This window comes from Methylocystis sp. (assembly GCF_051062815.1).
GTDB lineage: Bacteria > Pseudomonadota > Alphaproteobacteria > Rhizobiales > Beijerinckiaceae > Methylocystis.
This window is the reverse complement of the sequence record NZ_JBPFDU010000002.1, coordinates 20,149-33,908: the sequence shown is the minus strand read 5'-3', so window position 1 is coordinate 33,908 and position 13,760 is coordinate 20,149. Positions and strand designations below refer to the sequence as shown.

Below are 13,760 nucleotides of genomic sequence, written 5' to 3'. Positions count from 1 at the left end.
ACCCGCAGCCTCGTCTTTTTCCGCCTCGGTCATCGGAGATAGTGTCCATCATCGATAGTGGACACGATCCCCGCGCCACGCGCACGACTATCGCCGCCGTCAGCCCCAATCGCCAGACGGCCCTCGGCGGAGGCTTACGTTGCTGATCAGTGTTTTCATCGCGCTGCCGGCGCAGGCGGATGACGTCATAAAGCTCGCGCCGGGCGGCAGCGCGATCTTTACGCTGCAGGAGAATGTCACGACCGGCTATTCCTGGCGCATCGATCAGGCCGCGAGTCATGATCTCGACATCCTAGCGATATCGGATGGCGGCCGCAGCGGCGGTCGGCGGCGCATGGTCGGCAGCCCCAGCATACGCCATTGGAAAATCCGCGCGCTCAAACCCGGACGCGCCGAAATCGTTTTCGCCTATCAGCGCGCATGGGAGCCCGCGCCGGTTCGAACGCGCAGCGTTGAGGTGGAGGTCGCGCCTTAAAGCAGGTTCGACGAGAACCTGCGCCACCATTTTGATTTGAGCGCTTCTTATCGATCACATGATTCCATTTGATCGGGAAGCGATCGAGTTCAGGCGTCGCTCTCGCGCGAGGATTTCATCGCGTCTTCGAGACTCATCATGGCCGAGCCGGGCTTCGCCGGCTTTTGTTGGCTCTCATGCGGCGCCCAGCCCGAGGCCCAGACGATTTCGAAGCTCGCGCGCACGCGTCCGTCAGCGTCGTGGAAGCGCTCGGCGTAGATTTGCGCCGCGCGCGCCACGACATCCCGCCGCAATGGTTTGCGCGCCCGCTTCACGAGGACGTTGGCGGCGCCCATCGCGCGCAGATCCTTCATCAGCCCGAAGACTGACTCATAGCGCAGCGTGAAGCTGTCGACGTCGGCGACCGGCAGAGCGAAGCCGGCGCGCTGCAGCAGACCGCCCATGTCGCGCACGTCGACGAAAGGCGACACGCGAGGACTTGCGCCGCCGGTGATTTCTTCTTCGGCCTGCGCAAAGGCGGCGCGAAGCTCGACAAGACTGGCGCCGCCGGTAAGGCAGGCGAGGAAGAGTCCGTCCGGCGCAAGCATGCGTCTCGCTTGCGCCAGCGCGCCCGGCAGATCGTTGACCCACTGCAGCGACATGCCCGAGACGATCAAATCAAATGAGCCCGGCGCGAAGGGCGGAGCTTCTTCGTCAGCAATGACGTCGCCGGCAAAGCCGCTCGCGCGCAAAGGCCGCGCACGGCCGCTCGCCACGACGGCTTGCGCGAAATGTGCGCTCGGCGAACCGAGATCGAGCGCGCGTGGAAATTCGCGCTTCACCGTCAGCAGGCGATCGAGCAGATCGTCGGCGGCGCGCGTCATCAGGAAATCCGGCGCGCCTTTTGACATGGCGCGGCGCAAGCGCCGGCGCAGCAGCGCGCGATCAAAAATCTTCGGCGGTCCGGCTGTCTCGCTCATGCCTTATTACCGCGCCCGCGCCAGTTACCCTGCAAGTGCGCAATGCGCACGAATTTCGACGAAAGGATGGCGCAATCTTGAAGCGATGACCTGAAGCGAAGCGGTCGCGACGATAGAACATCCCAAATTATCTTAACGTTAAGCCATAACCTGAAAACGCGAAACGTTTCGACAAGATCATGGCGAAAGTTAGACTGCCGCCATTCGAGAAGTCGCTGTCGAAGCTTCAACACGTAGGGTGTAGCGTCATGCGTAAACTGTTTGCTTTTTTGCGTCGATCCCGCGCCGTCAAGTCAACCGGAACGCTTCAGGCAGTTTTGATGGCGACGGTCGTCGGACTGGGCGTCGCCGCGCTTCCTCAAGACGCGAACGCGCGCAACATCGTCTCTTTCTCACCTCACGTCGCTCCCGGCACCGTCGTGATCAGCGCCAGCAAGCGGAGGCTTTTCTACGTCGTCGACACCGGAGTCGCCATCAGCTATCCCGTGGCCGTTCCCAAGCGCGGCAAGGAATGGTCGGGCGCGACGTCCATCGAGGGAAAATATGTCAATCCCGACTGGGTTCCGCCAGCGGTGGTGAAGGCCGATCACCCGGAACTGCCGAATTTCATTCGTGGCGGCTCGCCGCGCAACCCGATGGGCGTGCGCGCTTTGACGCTCAGCAGCGGCGAAGTGGCGATTCACGGCACGACCCAGAGGATGCGCGCGTCAATCGGCACGGCCGCCTCCTACGGCTGCATCCGAATGTTGAACGAGGACGTTTCCGACCTCTACGATCGCGTGAGCGTCGGATCGCCGGTCATGATGACGCGCTAGCCCAGGCAATCCATCAAAAAAACGCAAGCCTCGCCCGCGATCGAGCGGACGAGGCTTTTTCGTTCTCCGCAGGCGCTCGCGCCCGCCGCGCGATTTCGTCCTTTATCCAGAGCTTTTTTTGGCGCGCGTGGCTGTGGAAGAGCGCAGCTGCGCCATGGACGCAGACACGCGAATCCCGCAGTCTCCGCCGCGAACACGATCTGACCATCGCTTTTTTGGCGTCACAGTTCTTGTGTGGAGTATAGTGATCGCAAGAGATGATTCGACTTTGAATCAATCGCTTGAAAAGGAGGCGCCCTCACGCAAAGCTCCACGACGCATCGTCGCCTGTCTTTTAGTCGCCGCGTTATGCTGACATTGAGAAAAAGGTTGGCACATGCTGATCGCAACGGAAAAAGAAACGGAACGCGCCGAACATCCGGTGGATGTTGTGGAGCAACTGGCGGCCAACAATGATTGGTCCTTCGATCGAGACGATGAAGACGAGATTTCGATTTCCGTCGCCGGAGCTTGGACGGAATATCACGTCGCTTTTACTTGGCTTCCGCAGCTTGAAACGCTGCACGTCAGCTGCGCTTTCGATCTCAAGGCGCCCGAGCGCAGGCGCAATGAACTGATGTCGCTCGTCAATGCGATCAACGAGCAGATGTGGATCGGGCATTTCGACTTCTGGCCGAAGGAGGGCGTGGCGATGCACCGTCATGGCCTCATCCTGACGGGAGGGGCGCAGCCCTCGGCGACGCAATGCGCGGCCTTGCTCGACAACGCGCTTCAGGCGTGTGAGCGGCATTATCAAGCCTTTCAATTTGTGCTCTGGGCCGGAAAGAACGCCAGGGAAGCGCTCGCCACCGCCAATTTCGAGACGAAAGGCGAGGCGTGACCGACGCGGGCGGGCTGCGCGGAAAGTCGGTCGCTCTGATCGGCGCCGGAAACATGGGGCTGGCGTTGCTTGAAGGCTGGGCCGCGCAGGATCTGCTGGGCGCAGTGTCGATCGTCGAGCCGCAGCCCTCCCAGCGGCTGCAGGAGTTGTGCGCCGCGCAGGGCTACGCGCTAAACGGCGCTGCTGCTCCCTGCGACGCCGTGGTTCTCGCCGTTAAGCCGCAGGCGCTCGAGTCGGGCGCCGCGGCGGCGGCCCCCTTCGTGGCGCGTGGCGCCGTTGTCGTGTCGATCCTCGCCGGCAAGCGCACCGCGGATGTCGCCGCGCGCCTGCCGACGCGAGCCGTGGTGCGCGCGATGCCCAATACGCCGGCGGCGATCGGGCGCGGCGTCACCGGCGCCTTCGCCAGCGCGGCGACGAGCGCCGCTCAGCGCGCGTTTTCCGACGCATTGCTGAGCGCCGTCGGCGGCGTCGAATGGGTCGATGACGAGGCGCTGATCGACGTGGTGACGGCGGTTTCCGGATCGGGTCCCGCTTATGTCTTCTATTTCGCCGAATGCCTTGCCGCCGCCGGCGCCGAAGCCGGTCTGCCGGCCGCCCTGGCGGCGCGGCTCGCCCGCGCGACGGTCGAAGGCGCAGGCGAACTGATGCGCCGACAGCCCGAGGCAGGCCCTGACGAATTGCGCCGGCGCGTGACCTCGCCAGGCGGCACGACGGCGGCGGCGCTTGAGGTTCTTGAGGCGCCGGACGGCCTCGCCGCGCTGATGCGCCGCGCCGTAGCTGCGGCGAAGCGCCGGGCAGGGGAACTTTCCGGTTGAGACGGCGCACGCCTTGTCCCGCCGCCCGGCGACAATAGAATACTGACTAGAAAATTCCTTCGGACCTGGAGACAGACATGACCAGCGGCGGCTCCCGCGACCGAGTGATCGATGCGACGCTTCGGCTCGCCACGCGGCGAGAGTTCAGCGACGTGACGCTCACCGATATCGCCCATGAGGCCGGCATCTCGCTTGCCGATCTGCGCGAACTTTTCCCATCGAAGGGCGCGATCATGGGGGCATTCTCTCGGCGCATCGACCGGGAGGTTCTCGACGCGGCGCCCAAGGAAGCCTCGCACGAACCCGCGCGCGAGCGGCTTTACGACGTTTTGCGTCGCCGGCTCGACTCGCTAGAACCGCATCGTGAGGCGCTGGCGAGCGTCGGCCGCTGGGCGGCGCGCGATCCTCTCACCGCCGCGGCGCTCAACCGCGAAACCGTGAACTCGATGCGCTTCATGCTGGAGGCGGCGGACATCGACAGCGAGGGCCCGGTTGGCTCGCTCAAACTGCAGGGGTTGGCGTTGGCCTGGAGCCGCGTGCTCGAGGATTGGTTCGCGGGCGATATTCATGACGCGCTGTCGACGCTCGATCGCGAACTCACGCGCGGCGAGCGCTACGTCGACCGGGCGGAGGATCTCGCAAGACTGACGCGGCCCTTCTATTCCTTCGCGCAAAGCCTGTTCGGCTGGCGGACGCGACGTGGGCGCGATTACCACGACGACGACAGCGGCTATCCCCACGCGCGCGCGTGATCGGGTAGAGCTCTAAAGCGGCAGACTGGCCGTCGCGCGCAAGCCGCCGAGCGGGCTGCGGTCGAGCGTGATGTCCCCGCCATGGCCGCGCGCGATGTCGCGTGCGATGGCGAGGCCCAGACCCGAGTTTCCGTCGTTCTGGCTGCGGGATTCGTCGAGCCGGTAGAACGGCCGGAAAGCGTCCTCAAGACGCTCGACGGGGATGCCGGGGCCGTCGTCGTCGATATGCACGGTCATCATCGCGCCGTCGTTGATCACTGAGAGTTCGAGCCGGGCGCCGTAGCGCTGCGCATTGCCGACGAGGTTGGCGAGCAGCCGCTTGATCGCCGCCGGCCGCGCGACGATTGTCGGATCGCCCTCAATCTTCACGGACGCCGCGAGACCGCGCTTCTCGGTGTCCGCCTTCAGTTCGTCGAGGATGGCGCCGATATCGGTGGGCGAGGACGTCTCGTCGCCGTCGCCGCGGGCAAAGGCGAGATACGCCTCGACCATGCGCTCCATCTCGTCCACATCCTTGCGCATTTCGGCGGCTTCATGCGAGTCGCGCATCAGCGCGAGCGAAAGCTTGAAACGCGTGATAATGGTTCGCAGATCGTGCGAAACGCCATTGAGCATCGTCGTGCGCTGCTCGATCGCCCTTTCGAAACGGCGTTTCATGTCGAGAAAGGCGGCTCCCGCCTGACGCACCTCGCGCGCGCCGCGCGGACTGAATACGACATCGCGGCCTTTGCCGAACTCCTCTGCGGCGCGGGCCAGCCGCAGGATCGGCCTGATCTGATTGCGCAAAAAGGAAGTGGCGATGGCGAGGATGATGACCGAGGCGATCGCCATCCACATGAAGAAAATATAGGAGTTGGAGGCGTATGCGTGCGTGCGCGTGGCGAGCATTCTCAACGTCGCGTCGTTGACCGCGACACGGATTTCGATGAGGCTGCCCGGAAGCGCGGTGTTGATCCAGAAGGGCTCCTTAAGTCGGCGCGAGAGTTCCTTCGTGAGCGCCTTGTCGAGCAGCGAGAACAAGGACGACTTTGGCGCCGGCCCAGGCAAGTCCTGCTTGGGGAGAACCGCGATCTCCATATTGAGATCGAAGGCGGCGATGCGGCGCAGTTGCGCGTGATCCGGATCGTCCGGGAACGTCTGATAAATATCGACGAGCGCCGCCACTTGCCGGGCCATCCCAGCGGATAGACGGTAGGTCACGACCTCCCAATGCCGCTCCATGAAGACATAGGCCACGGCGGACTGGAGGAGCACGACCGGCAGGATCACGATCAGCAGCGCGCGGGCGTAAAGCCCTTTCGGCATGCGGTCATGCAGCCAGTTGGCGAAGCGCCGCCACAGATTGCGGGGCGCGGCGAGAACTTCCGGTAAGACGGCGGTCATCGTGACGACTCTATCATTTCAGCGGTTGGCGCGTAGTGGGTCGACGAGCAGACGGTAGCCGTGGCCGCGCACCGTCTGAAGATAGCGCGGCGCATTCGGCTCGGTCTCGATCTTGCGCCTCAATCGGGCGATCTCGACATCGACGCTGCGCTCGCTTGCGCTTCGTGCGGGGTCACGGTGCGCCAAAGTTTGGCGCGAGACAATGGCGCCGCCGCTTTCGGCCAGCGCCCGCAACAGATCGCGCTCGCGAGTCGTGAGTCGGACCGGCGCGCCGTCGTGCAGCAATTCGCCGCGCGACGGATCGAAGACAAAATCGCCAAAGCGCTTTGGCCCCGCGGGATCTGCGCGCCGCGCGCGGCGCAGGATGCTGGCGATGCGCAGCGACAATTCCCGCGGATCGAAAGGCTTGGCGAGATAGTCGTCCACGCCGGCTTCAAGACCTTCGACGCGGTCCGCCGTCTCGGTAAGCGCCGTCAGCATCAGGATGGGCGCGGAGCGCAGCGGTTCAGCGCTCTTGCGCAGCCGCGTCGCGAAGGCCGTGCCGCTTTCGCCAGGCATCATGACATCCAGAACGATAAGATCGAAGGCGATGTCGCGCATTCTGACGCTCGCCTCCCTCGTGTCGGCTGCAGCGCTGACGAAATAGCCCTCTTTCATCAGATAGCGCGACAGCAAGGTGCGAATGCGCTGATCGTCGTCAACGACGAGGATATGCGCCGCTTTCGCATTCGGCGCGGCGCGTTGCGGAAAAACCGTCATGTCGCGGCGCCGGCCGCTTGCGCGCAGGCAAGATGCGCTCGAACGCGCTCACGCTCGCCGGCGTCGATCATCGCGAACAGGAATTTTGAGGCGGCGCCACGCGCCGCAGGCGGAAGCTCGTCCATGACTTTCCGGAAACGCGCCGATTGCAGCGCCGCCAGATCGCGCGCGAGCGTCGCGCCCTTTGGGGTCGGATAGAGAAGGCGCTGGCGGCGGTCGACGACGCCGGCGCGCGCCTCGACGAAGCCCGCCTCAAGAAGTTGTTTCAGCACGCGGTTGAGGCTCTGCTTGGTGATTCTCAATATATCCAGCAGCGCGGCGATGGTGAGGCCGGGGCGACGGTTGACGAAATGGAGCACGCGGTGATGCGCCCGTCCGAACCCATAGTTCTCGAGCAGCCGGTCGGCGTCTCCCACGAAATCACGATAGGCGAAAAAAAATAATTCCACGAGCTCGAGAGCGTCGCCGTCGCCCGCGGCCGCTTCCGCGGCCGTATTCCGCCAGGCGGCGACGCCGGGCGGCTCGGAGATTTTTCTCGCTACGAGTTCATCCACGCTATTTATTGCCTGACGTTTTGGCGCGCGCTATTTACGTCAACTATATTGACATAAATCTGACCGATAGCTAGTGCTGACCAAGCGTCGCAGCGCCTTGTTTGGCCTCTCGATCGCGTCTTCCCGGAGTTCGCCATGTCGCTTCCGCCCTTCGATCAGCGCGACGGATTCATTTGGTACAATGGTGCGCTCGTTCCGTGGCGCGAAGCGAAGCTTCACGTTCTCTCGCATGGGTTGCATTACGCGTCTTGCGTCTTCGAAGGCGAGCGCGCCTACGGCGGGACGATCTTCAAATCGCGCGAGCATTCCGAGAGGTTTCAGACGTCCGCTCGGATCCTCGATTTCGAGATTCCTTACAGCGTCGAAGAGATCGACGCCGCAAAGCACGAGACCGTAAAGGCCAACGGACTATCGAACTGCTATGTGCGTCCGGTTGCTTGGCGTGGCAGCGAAATGATGGCGGTCGCGGCGCAGAATTCGACGATCAATGTCGCAATCGCCGTTTGGGACTGGCCGAGCATGTTTGATGTCGAGACCAAGATGAAAGGCGTCAAGCTCGACATCGCCGAATATCGGCGGCCCGATCCGCAGACGGCGCCCTCGATGGCGAAGGCCGCAGGTCTTTATATGATTTGCACCATTTCGAAGCACCGCGCGGAGCGGCGCGGGTTCGCCGACGCGCTGATGTACGACTGGCTCGGCCGAGTCGCCGAATGCACCGGCGCAAATGTCTTTTTTGTTCAGGACGGCGCGCTGCATACGCCGATCGCCGATTGTTTCCTTGACGGCATCACCAGGCGCACGGTGATTGACCTCGCGAAGAGACGCGGCGTTGACGTCGTTGAGCGCCGGATCATGCCGGAGGAGCTGGCGTCGTTTTCGGAGTGTTTCATCTGCGGCACCGGCGCAGAAGTGACGCCCGTTTCCGAGGTCGGCGTCTATCGCTTCACGCCAGGCGAGCTTTCGCGCGCGCTGATCGAAGACTATTCGCGCGAGGTGGAGAAGCAGCCTTCGCCGGCGGCTTGAGCGCGACTCTGCGCGCGCCCATCGCCGGAGCGTTGAGGCAATAGCGGTCAGCCGCTCATTCGCGCCTTGATCGCGTGTTCCGCCAGAGTCTTGCCGAGCGACCAGACGGCGGAAGGCGCCTTGTGCGCGTCTGCGATGACCGCGTCGAAGGATTGCTCGATCCAATCGCAATCTTCATCGGAAATCGTGAGCGACGGCAGCAGCTTGATCGTGTGATTGCCGTGTCCGGCCACTTGCGTCAGCACTTTATGATCGCGAAACAGCGGGATGGAGATGAGCTGGCAGAACAGGCCTGAATTCACCGTCTCCAGCAGATTCCAGGCGGCCTTCAGCTTGAACGACTTCGGCGGCCCGAATTCGATTCCGATCATGAGGCCCTTGCCGCGCACGTCGGCGACAAGCTCGTAGCCGCCGGCCATCCGCTGGAACGATGCGAGCAGACGGTCGCCCGTCTTGGCCGCATTCTCGATGACCCGCTCGTTCTTCAGCACGTCCAGCGTCGCGACGCCGGCCGCCATAGCGAGATCGTTCTTGCTGAAGGTCGAGCCATGCACGACGGCGCGATCCATGCGGTCGAAGACCTTATCGAAAATCCATTTACGCGTGAGCACCGCGCCGACCGGCACATGGCCGCCGGAAAGCGCCTTTGCGACGACGATCATATCGGGTTCGACGCCCGGGTAATGATCGATGGCGAAGAATCGGCCCGTTCGGCCCACTCCCGTCTGAATTTCGTCGGCGACGAACAGCGTTCCGTATTTGCGGCAGAGCGCCTGCGCGCCGAGAAGATAGCCCTCTTGCGGAATGTTGACGCCCTTGCCCTGGATCGGCTCGACGAAGAAGGCGGCGACGTCGCGCCCCGCCAGAGCGCGTTCGAGCGCGTCGAGATCATCGAACGCGACCTCGCGCGCGTTCGGCAGCAGCGGTCCGAAGCCCTTCTTGAAAATTTCGTCGCCGTTCATCGACAGCGAACCATAGGTCAGGCCGTGAAAGGAATGCGCGCAGTGCAGGATCCCGGGACGACCCGTCGCCGCGCGCGCGAACTTGATCGCCGCTTCGACCCCTTCGGCGCCCGAATTGGCGAAAAAGACCTTTTCCAGCCAAGGCGCGTAGCCGAGCAATTTTTCCGCGAGAACGCCGGCCAGAACTGAAACGTCAAGCTGCACGAGATTGGCGAGTTCGCCGTCGAGCACGCTGACGAGCGCGTCGCGCACCGCCGGATGGTTGCGTCCGAGCGCGAAGACTCCCCAGCCGCTGAGGAGATCGAGATAGCGGTCGCCCTTGCGGTCCCACAAATACGGCCCAAGACCCCGGGTAAAGCCAACGTCATAGCCGATCGTCTTGAGAACGCGCACCCACATTTCATTGAGGTGTTTTGTATGCAGCGAAAAGCGATCGCTCTCGCGGGCCGCCGCAAGCGCGGCGAGGTCATAGCGAGGATCAATTCGCGCAGAACCGCTGTGGGTAGCGTGAACACTCATGGGCGCGCTCGCTGGCGCGGTCGACGAATGGGTCATTGGCGGCGCTCCAACCGAGGAAAAGGCGGGCGGGCGACAGGGCGCGCGACGCTCGCCGGGTTCCGATTGCGCGCCCGGGGCGCGTTTGTCAAATCCCCGTCGATGTGGCGCAGGGGCCACAGGTTCAAAGATTTTGGGCGTCTCCGCCGATTTTATCCGCGACAGAATCCGCGTTTATTGCGCAATATCGCTGCGCGCGTCGTCGCGCACGCACGCATGTTTCAGTTTCAGCGACAAAGGCTTCGCCAATTCGCGCGGCGACGGAGCGCGTATCCACAGACATTCGCTAGTGTACAAAAATTGTCGGTTGGATGGCGCGCCGCGGGTGTTATCTTGTTAAAAGTGATTCATGAGCGACGCGGGGTGATTCGCGCTTCAGGATAATCGCCAGCGCGCGCCAGTCGAATGCTCTGGATCAGCACGGGGAGTTGGTCGGTGAGCGCTAAAGTGACTTTTCAGGATGATTTGACGGCGAGCGCAACAGAATCCGATGAGACCGGCCTCGAATTGGTCGAAGTCGCGGGACGGATTAAATGGTTCGATGTTGCCAAGGGATACGGTTTCGTGGTGCCCGACGACGGCTCCGACGATATTCTCCTGCATGTCACCATTCTCCGCCGCAGCGGTATGCAAACGGCCTTTGAAGGCGCGCGCGTCGTCTGCGAGGCGCAGAAGCGCGTCAAGGGCATGCAGGTCTTTCGCGTCATCGCGATGGACGAAACCACCGCGGTGCATCCGTCACAATCATGCGCCGGGCGCACCCACGTCCAGATTGTCCCGACCAGCGGCTATGAGATCGCCATCGTCAAATGGTTCAACCGCATGAAGGGATTCGGCTTCCTGACGCGCGGCGAAGGCACCGAAGACATTTTTCTGCACATGGAGACGGTGCGCCGCTACGGCATGACCGAACTCAAGCCCGGCGATAGCGTCCTCGTGCGTTACGGCGGCGGTCCCAAGGGTCTGATGGCGGCCGAAGTGCGGCCGCTCGACGCCAAAAGCGTTCCGTCGCACTGAAGACATCGATGCTGCGCGAGGCTCTTTGGAGCCCACCCGAATGAGAGCGGCGCAAATCCTCCGCACCATGATCATGTCGCTCCTGCTGGCGCTGGTCGCGTCGACAGTCGCGCGGTCCGAGCCCGCCGTTGAAATCCTGCGCATCGTGACGGCGACGGGAGAGCATGACTTCAAAGTCGAAGTTGTGGACACGCCCAAGGCGCGCGCCCGCGGCCTCATGTTCCGCAAGTCAATGCCCGCCGATTACGGCATGCTGTTCGAATTCAAGGCCGAGGGGCCTGTTTCGATGTGGATGAGAAATACTTACATTCCGCTCGACATGGTTTTCATCGGGCGCGACGGGCGGGTGGTGGGCGTGGCCGCCGACACGAAGCCGATGTCGGAGCGAATCATCACTTCGCCAGAGCCCGCTTATGCGGTGCTGGAGCTGAACGCCGGCGCCGCGCGGAAGATGTCGCTCGCGCCCGGGGACCAGGTGCGGCACCGCATGTTCAAGCGATAGTCGCATTCCCTTGTGAGGGGCCGCCGTGCGTGGTAGCGAATTTCGAGCGAGGGCAGGGCCGCCAGAGGCGCGGCTTGGTCCGGCGGGGTATAGCGCAGCCTGGTAGCGCGGAAGTTTTGGGTACTTCAGGTCGCAGGTTCGAATCCTGCTGCCCCGACCAGCGCGAAGACCGCCGCGCGCCGCTCTCATGACGCGTCTACGAGCGCAGCAACGACGACGAGGCCATATGACCGCACGCATCTATCTTCCGGCGCCGAGCGCCACTCAATCCGGTCCGGGGTCGGACATGTGGCGGCTTGACTTCGAGCCGGAGCTGCCACGCAGCATCGAGCCGCTCATGGGCTGGACGAGTTCGGCTGACATGCGCCAGCAGGTCAGGCTCAATTTTCCCACCAAGGAGGAGGCGATCGCCTACGCCGAGCGCAATGGGCTCCCCTATCGCCTCGAGGAGCCCAAGCCTAATTTGGCGGCGCGGCGCGGCGCATCCTATTCAGATAATTTCAAGACCAGCCGCATCGGTCTCTGGACGCATTGAGGCTGTTTCGGCCCCGTAGCTCAGCCGGATAGAGCAACTGCCTTCTAAGCAGTAGGTCGCAGGTTCGAATCCTGCCGGGGTCGCCATATATGACTACCCTGTCGGGCGTTGCTGGCGCCGCGTTGGCCGAACTGATACGGTCCGAGGCGAAAGCTGCGCCGTCGACGGCTCCGTAGCTCAGCTGGATAGAGCAACTGCCTTCGAAGCAGTAGGTCGCAGGTTCGAATCCTGCCGGGGTCGCCAGTCGAAGTTTAGTAGACGGGGACGGCGAATGCGGCTCAACCGCCAAGGTGCGACAGGGATCGCGGGCGCTCTGGCTTTCGCCTTGGCGTTCGTCTCACCCCACGACGCTTTGGCTCAAGGCGAATTTTTCGATTTCCTCTTTGGGCCCGATCGAGCTCCGGCGTTCTCGTCCCACCGCTCCTGGCGGCCGATGCGTGCGCGCTCGCGGCAACCGAGGCGCGCGCCGAAGACGTCAATTCATTACGCCAAACCCGAACCCGTAGGCGCCTCCGACACGGACTCGATGTCCGGCGGCGGCTACTGCGTGCGCGCCTGCGACGGCTATTATTTTCCCCTCGTCAAATTATCGCGAATTTCCGGCCAGCAATCCTGCGAATTCGCCTGTCCGTCAGCGCGCGTGCAGCTCTATCAGGGCGCAAGCATCGAGCAGGCGCGAAACGCCAAAGGGCAGCGCTATTCGGCGCTTCCGGCGGCGTTCAGTTTTCGCGACAAGCTGACTGCGGGATGCGCGTGCAACGATCCGACCGCGTCTCGCGACTATTACCTTGGGCTGTCCCGCCGAGATCCGACATTGCAAACCGGCGATATCGTCGTCGGCGAGAAGGGCGCATTCATTTACAGCCGCTCAAGCCTTGTGAGCGTCAGTCATGCCTCGCGCCAGATCAGGGCGCGATTACGAGGCGTGCTGTCGCGCAACATCGCGCCGGACGCGGCGCGCGCCTCCCACCAAGGCGCCGTAGCGTTGAACAAAGCGCAGCGATCGCCAAAATAGTCGCGGCCGCGGCTTCTGCGGCGCTTTACACTCGAAGCCGCGCCGGCTATGTGCCGCGAGCTCGTTTATGACGGTTTTGTGACGGGTTCCCGGGAGGCGAGAGCGCCATGCTGTCTTGGTTTCAGGCGCTCATGCCGCGAGAGGAGCGCTTCTTCGACCTTTTCGAGCGGCATGCGGAGACGCTCGTCGCCGGATCCCACGCCTTGCGCGAGTTGCTGAACGGGGGCGACCGCGTGCTCGTCTGCAGCCAAGAAATCCGTCGCCAGGAGCATGAGGCCGACGCTATCGTCCGCGAGGCCCATCTGGCGGTTCGCCGCACATTCATCACGCCGTTCGATCGCAGCGACATCCGTGACCTGGTCACCGCGATGGACGACGCGATCGACCAAATGCATCAAACGGCGAAGGCGACGCTGCTCTACGAGACGCGAGATTTCGAACCCGGCATGCGTCGCATGGGCGATATTATCGTCCAGTCGGCGGAGCTCACGCGCAGCGCCATACCCTTGTTGCGCTTGATGCGCCAGAATGCCGGCAGGCTCAATGCTTTCAGTGAGGAGATCACCCACATTGAGGACGAGGCCGACGCCATTCACGATCAGGGCTTGAAGGAGCTGTTTCTGGCGCACCGCCACAACGACCCGATGGCGTTCATCGTCGGCGCGGAAATCTACGGCCATCTCGAAAGAGTCGTCGACGGCTTCGAGGACGTCGCCGACCGCGTCGCCGGCATCGTCATCGAGCATACTTAGGGAC

16 protein-coding genes and 3 tRNA genes are annotated in these 13,760 nt (G+C 63.3%); 14 read left to right on the top strand and 5 right to left on the bottom strand.

Annotated features, from left to right (window positions below):
- The first annotated feature begins 139 nt into the window (after nucleotides 1–139).
- Nucleotides 140–475: a protease inhibitor I42 family protein gene (locus ACR65W_RS00215; RefSeq protein WP_434502159.1), complete on the top strand. Its 336-nt coding sequence runs from the start codon at nucleotides 140–142 to the stop codon at nucleotides 473–475.
- An 89-nt stretch (nucleotides 476–564) separates the two neighbouring features.
- On the opposite strand, the gene ACR65W_RS00210 is transcribed toward ACR65W_RS00215, so the two are convergent.
- The gene (locus ACR65W_RS00210) at nucleotides 565–1,434 is read right to left on the bottom strand and encodes a methyltransferase domain-containing protein (protein WP_434502157.1); all 870 of its coding nucleotides are present in this window, start codon (nucleotides 1,432–1,434) and stop codon (nucleotides 565–567) included.
- Between the two features lie 320 nt (nucleotides 1,435–1,754).
- Here ACR65W_RS00210 and ACR65W_RS00205 point away from each other — a divergent pair, with 320 nt between their 5' ends.
- The 4 genes from ACR65W_RS00205 to ACR65W_RS00190 all read left to right on the top strand — a co-directional run bounded on the left by ACR65W_RS00205 (nucleotide 1,755) and on the right by ACR65W_RS00190 (nucleotide 4,696).
- On the top strand, nucleotides 1,755–2,249 hold the full coding sequence (locus tag ACR65W_RS00205) for a L,D-transpeptidase (RefSeq protein WP_434501079.1): 495 nt from the start codon (nucleotides 1,755–1,757) through the stop codon (nucleotides 2,247–2,249).
- A gap of 376 nt (nucleotides 2,250–2,625) precedes the next feature.
- Complete coding sequence (locus ACR65W_RS00200) at nucleotides 2,626–3,129, top strand: YbjN domain-containing protein (RefSeq protein ID WP_434501078.1); 504 nt, start codon at nucleotides 2,626–2,628, stop codon at nucleotides 3,127–3,129.
- Complete coding sequence (gene proC / locus ACR65W_RS00195; protein WP_434501076.1) at nucleotides 3,126–3,944, top strand: pyrroline-5-carboxylate reductase; 819 nt, start codon at nucleotides 3,126–3,128, stop codon at nucleotides 3,942–3,944. Before ACR65W_RS00200 ends, proC begins: the two co-directional genes overlap by 4 nt.
- Before the next feature lie 77 nt (nucleotides 3,945–4,021).
- A complete protein-coding gene (locus tag ACR65W_RS00190; RefSeq protein WP_434495150.1) occupies nucleotides 4,022–4,696 on the top strand; it encodes a TetR/AcrR family transcriptional regulator in 675 nt (224 codons plus the stop codon).
- A gap of 12 nt (nucleotides 4,697–4,708) precedes the next feature.
- Here ACR65W_RS00190 and ACR65W_RS00185 read toward each other — a convergent pair whose 3' ends face one another.
- The 3 genes from ACR65W_RS00185 to ACR65W_RS00175 are packed head-to-tail and all read right to left on the bottom strand — an operon-like array spanning nucleotide 4,709 to nucleotide 7,392.
- A complete protein-coding gene (locus tag ACR65W_RS00185; RefSeq protein WP_434501075.1) occupies nucleotides 4,709–6,079 on the bottom strand; it encodes an ATP-binding protein in 1,371 nt (456 codons plus the stop codon).
- Between the two features lie 18 nt (nucleotides 6,080–6,097).
- Nucleotides 6,098–6,838 (bottom strand): response regulator, encoded by a 741-nt coding sequence (locus ACR65W_RS00180; protein WP_434501073.1) that lies wholly within the window; start codon nucleotides 6,836–6,838, stop codon nucleotides 6,098–6,100.
- A complete protein-coding gene (locus ACR65W_RS00175; RefSeq protein ID WP_434501072.1) occupies nucleotides 6,835–7,392 on the bottom strand; it encodes a MarR family winged helix-turn-helix transcriptional regulator in 558 nt (185 codons plus the stop codon). The genes ACR65W_RS00180 and ACR65W_RS00175 overlap by 4 nt, the downstream gene beginning before the upstream one ends.
- A gap of 135 nt (nucleotides 7,393–7,527) precedes the next feature.
- Here ACR65W_RS00175 and ACR65W_RS00170 point away from each other — a divergent pair, with 135 nt between their 5' ends.
- Nucleotides 7,528–8,418 (top strand): branched-chain amino acid aminotransferase, encoded by an 891-nt coding sequence (locus ACR65W_RS00170; RefSeq protein WP_434501071.1) that lies wholly within the window; start codon nucleotides 7,528–7,530, stop codon nucleotides 8,416–8,418.
- A 47-nt stretch (nucleotides 8,419–8,465) separates the two neighbouring features.
- Here the strand turns inward: ACR65W_RS00170 and ACR65W_RS00165 are convergent, their stop codons facing one another.
- On the bottom strand, nucleotides 8,466–9,899 hold the full coding sequence (locus ACR65W_RS00165; RefSeq protein WP_434501070.1) for an aspartate aminotransferase family protein: 1,434 nt from the start codon (nucleotides 9,897–9,899) through the stop codon (nucleotides 8,466–8,468).
- 441 nt (nucleotides 9,900–10,340) lie between these two features.
- Between ACR65W_RS00165 and ACR65W_RS00160 the strand changes: the two genes are divergently transcribed.
- From ACR65W_RS00160 to ACR65W_RS00125, 8 genes are all read left to right on the top strand, one after another.
- Nucleotides 10,341–10,952 (top strand): cold-shock protein, encoded by a 612-nt coding sequence (locus ACR65W_RS00160; RefSeq protein ID WP_434501069.1) that lies wholly within the window; start codon nucleotides 10,341–10,343, stop codon nucleotides 10,950–10,952.
- Between the two features lie 40 nt (nucleotides 10,953–10,992).
- Entirely contained in the window at nucleotides 10,993–11,454 is a 462-nt protein-coding gene (locus tag ACR65W_RS00155; protein ID WP_434501068.1) for a DUF192 domain-containing protein, read from the top strand.
- Nucleotides 11,455–11,537: 83 nt separating this feature from the next.
- Nucleotides 11,538–11,614: transfer RNA gene (locus ACR65W_RS00150), tRNA-Pro, on the top strand.
- Nucleotides 11,615–11,680: 66 nt separating this feature from the next.
- A complete protein-coding gene (locus tag ACR65W_RS00145) occupies nucleotides 11,681–11,989 on the top strand; it encodes an ETC complex I subunit (protein WP_196399854.1) in 309 nt (102 codons plus the stop codon).
- 9 nt (nucleotides 11,990–11,998) lie between these two features.
- A tRNA-Arg gene (locus tag ACR65W_RS00140) sits at nucleotides 11,999–12,075 on the top strand.
- An 80-nt stretch (nucleotides 12,076–12,155) separates the two neighbouring features.
- Nucleotides 12,156–12,232, top strand: a tRNA-Arg gene (locus tag ACR65W_RS00135).
- 28 nt (nucleotides 12,233–12,260) lie between these two features.
- On the top strand, nucleotides 12,261–13,004 hold the full coding sequence (locus ACR65W_RS00130) for a DUF2865 domain-containing protein (protein ID WP_434501067.1): 744 nt from the start codon (nucleotides 12,261–12,263) through the stop codon (nucleotides 13,002–13,004).
- 107 nt (nucleotides 13,005–13,111) lie between these two features.
- Nucleotides 13,112–13,756 carry a DUF47 domain-containing protein gene (locus tag ACR65W_RS00125; protein WP_434501066.1) on the top strand — a complete coding sequence of 215 codons (645 nt, stop codon included), beginning with the start codon at nucleotides 13,112–13,114 and terminating at the stop codon, nucleotides 13,754–13,756.
- Nucleotides 13,757–13,760 lie beyond the last annotated feature (4 nt).

Bases quoted from the DNA above. Each gene is read 5' to 3' on its own strand.
- ACR65W_RS00200 (WP_434501078.1), top strand. From the start codon at position 2,626: ATGCTGATCGCAACGGAAAAAGAAACGGAACGCGCCGAACATCCGGTG.
- ACR65W_RS00165 (WP_434501070.1), bottom strand. From the start codon at position 9,899: ATGAGTGTTCACGCTACCCACAGCGGTTCTGCGCGAATTGATCCTCGC.
- ACR65W_RS00210 (WP_434502157.1), bottom strand. From the start codon at position 1,434: ATGAGCGAGACAGCCGGACCGCCGAAGATTTTTGATCGCGCGCTGCTG.
- ACR65W_RS00145 (WP_196399854.1), top strand. From the start codon at position 11,681: ATGACCGCACGCATCTATCTTCCGGCGCCGAGCGCCACTCAATCCGGT.
- ACR65W_RS00180 (WP_434501073.1), bottom strand. From the start codon at position 6,838: ATGACGGTTTTTCCGCAACGCGCCGCGCCGAATGCGAAAGCGGCGCAT.
- ACR65W_RS00160 (WP_434501069.1), top strand. From the start codon at position 10,341: ATGCTCTGGATCAGCACGGGGAGTTGGTCGGTGAGCGCTAAAGTGACT.
- ACR65W_RS00155 (WP_434501068.1), top strand. From the start codon at position 10,993: ATGAGAGCGGCGCAAATCCTCCGCACCATGATCATGTCGCTCCTGCTG.
- ACR65W_RS00190 (WP_434495150.1), top strand. From the start codon at position 4,022: ATGACCAGCGGCGGCTCCCGCGACCGAGTGATCGATGCGACGCTTCGG.
- ACR65W_RS00185 (WP_434501075.1), bottom strand. From the start codon at position 6,079: ATGACCGCCGTCTTACCGGAAGTTCTCGCCGCGCCCCGCAATCTGTGG.
- ACR65W_RS00125 (WP_434501066.1), top strand. From the start codon at position 13,112: ATGCTGTCTTGGTTTCAGGCGCTCATGCCGCGAGAGGAGCGCTTCTTC.
- ACR65W_RS00205 (WP_434501079.1), top strand. From the start codon at position 1,755: ATGGCGACGGTCGTCGGACTGGGCGTCGCCGCGCTTCCTCAAGACGCG.
- ACR65W_RS00170 (WP_434501071.1), top strand. From the start codon at position 7,528: ATGTCGCTTCCGCCCTTCGATCAGCGCGACGGATTCATTTGGTACAAT.
- ACR65W_RS00130 (WP_434501067.1), top strand. From the start codon at position 12,261: ATGCGGCTCAACCGCCAAGGTGCGACAGGGATCGCGGGCGCTCTGGCT.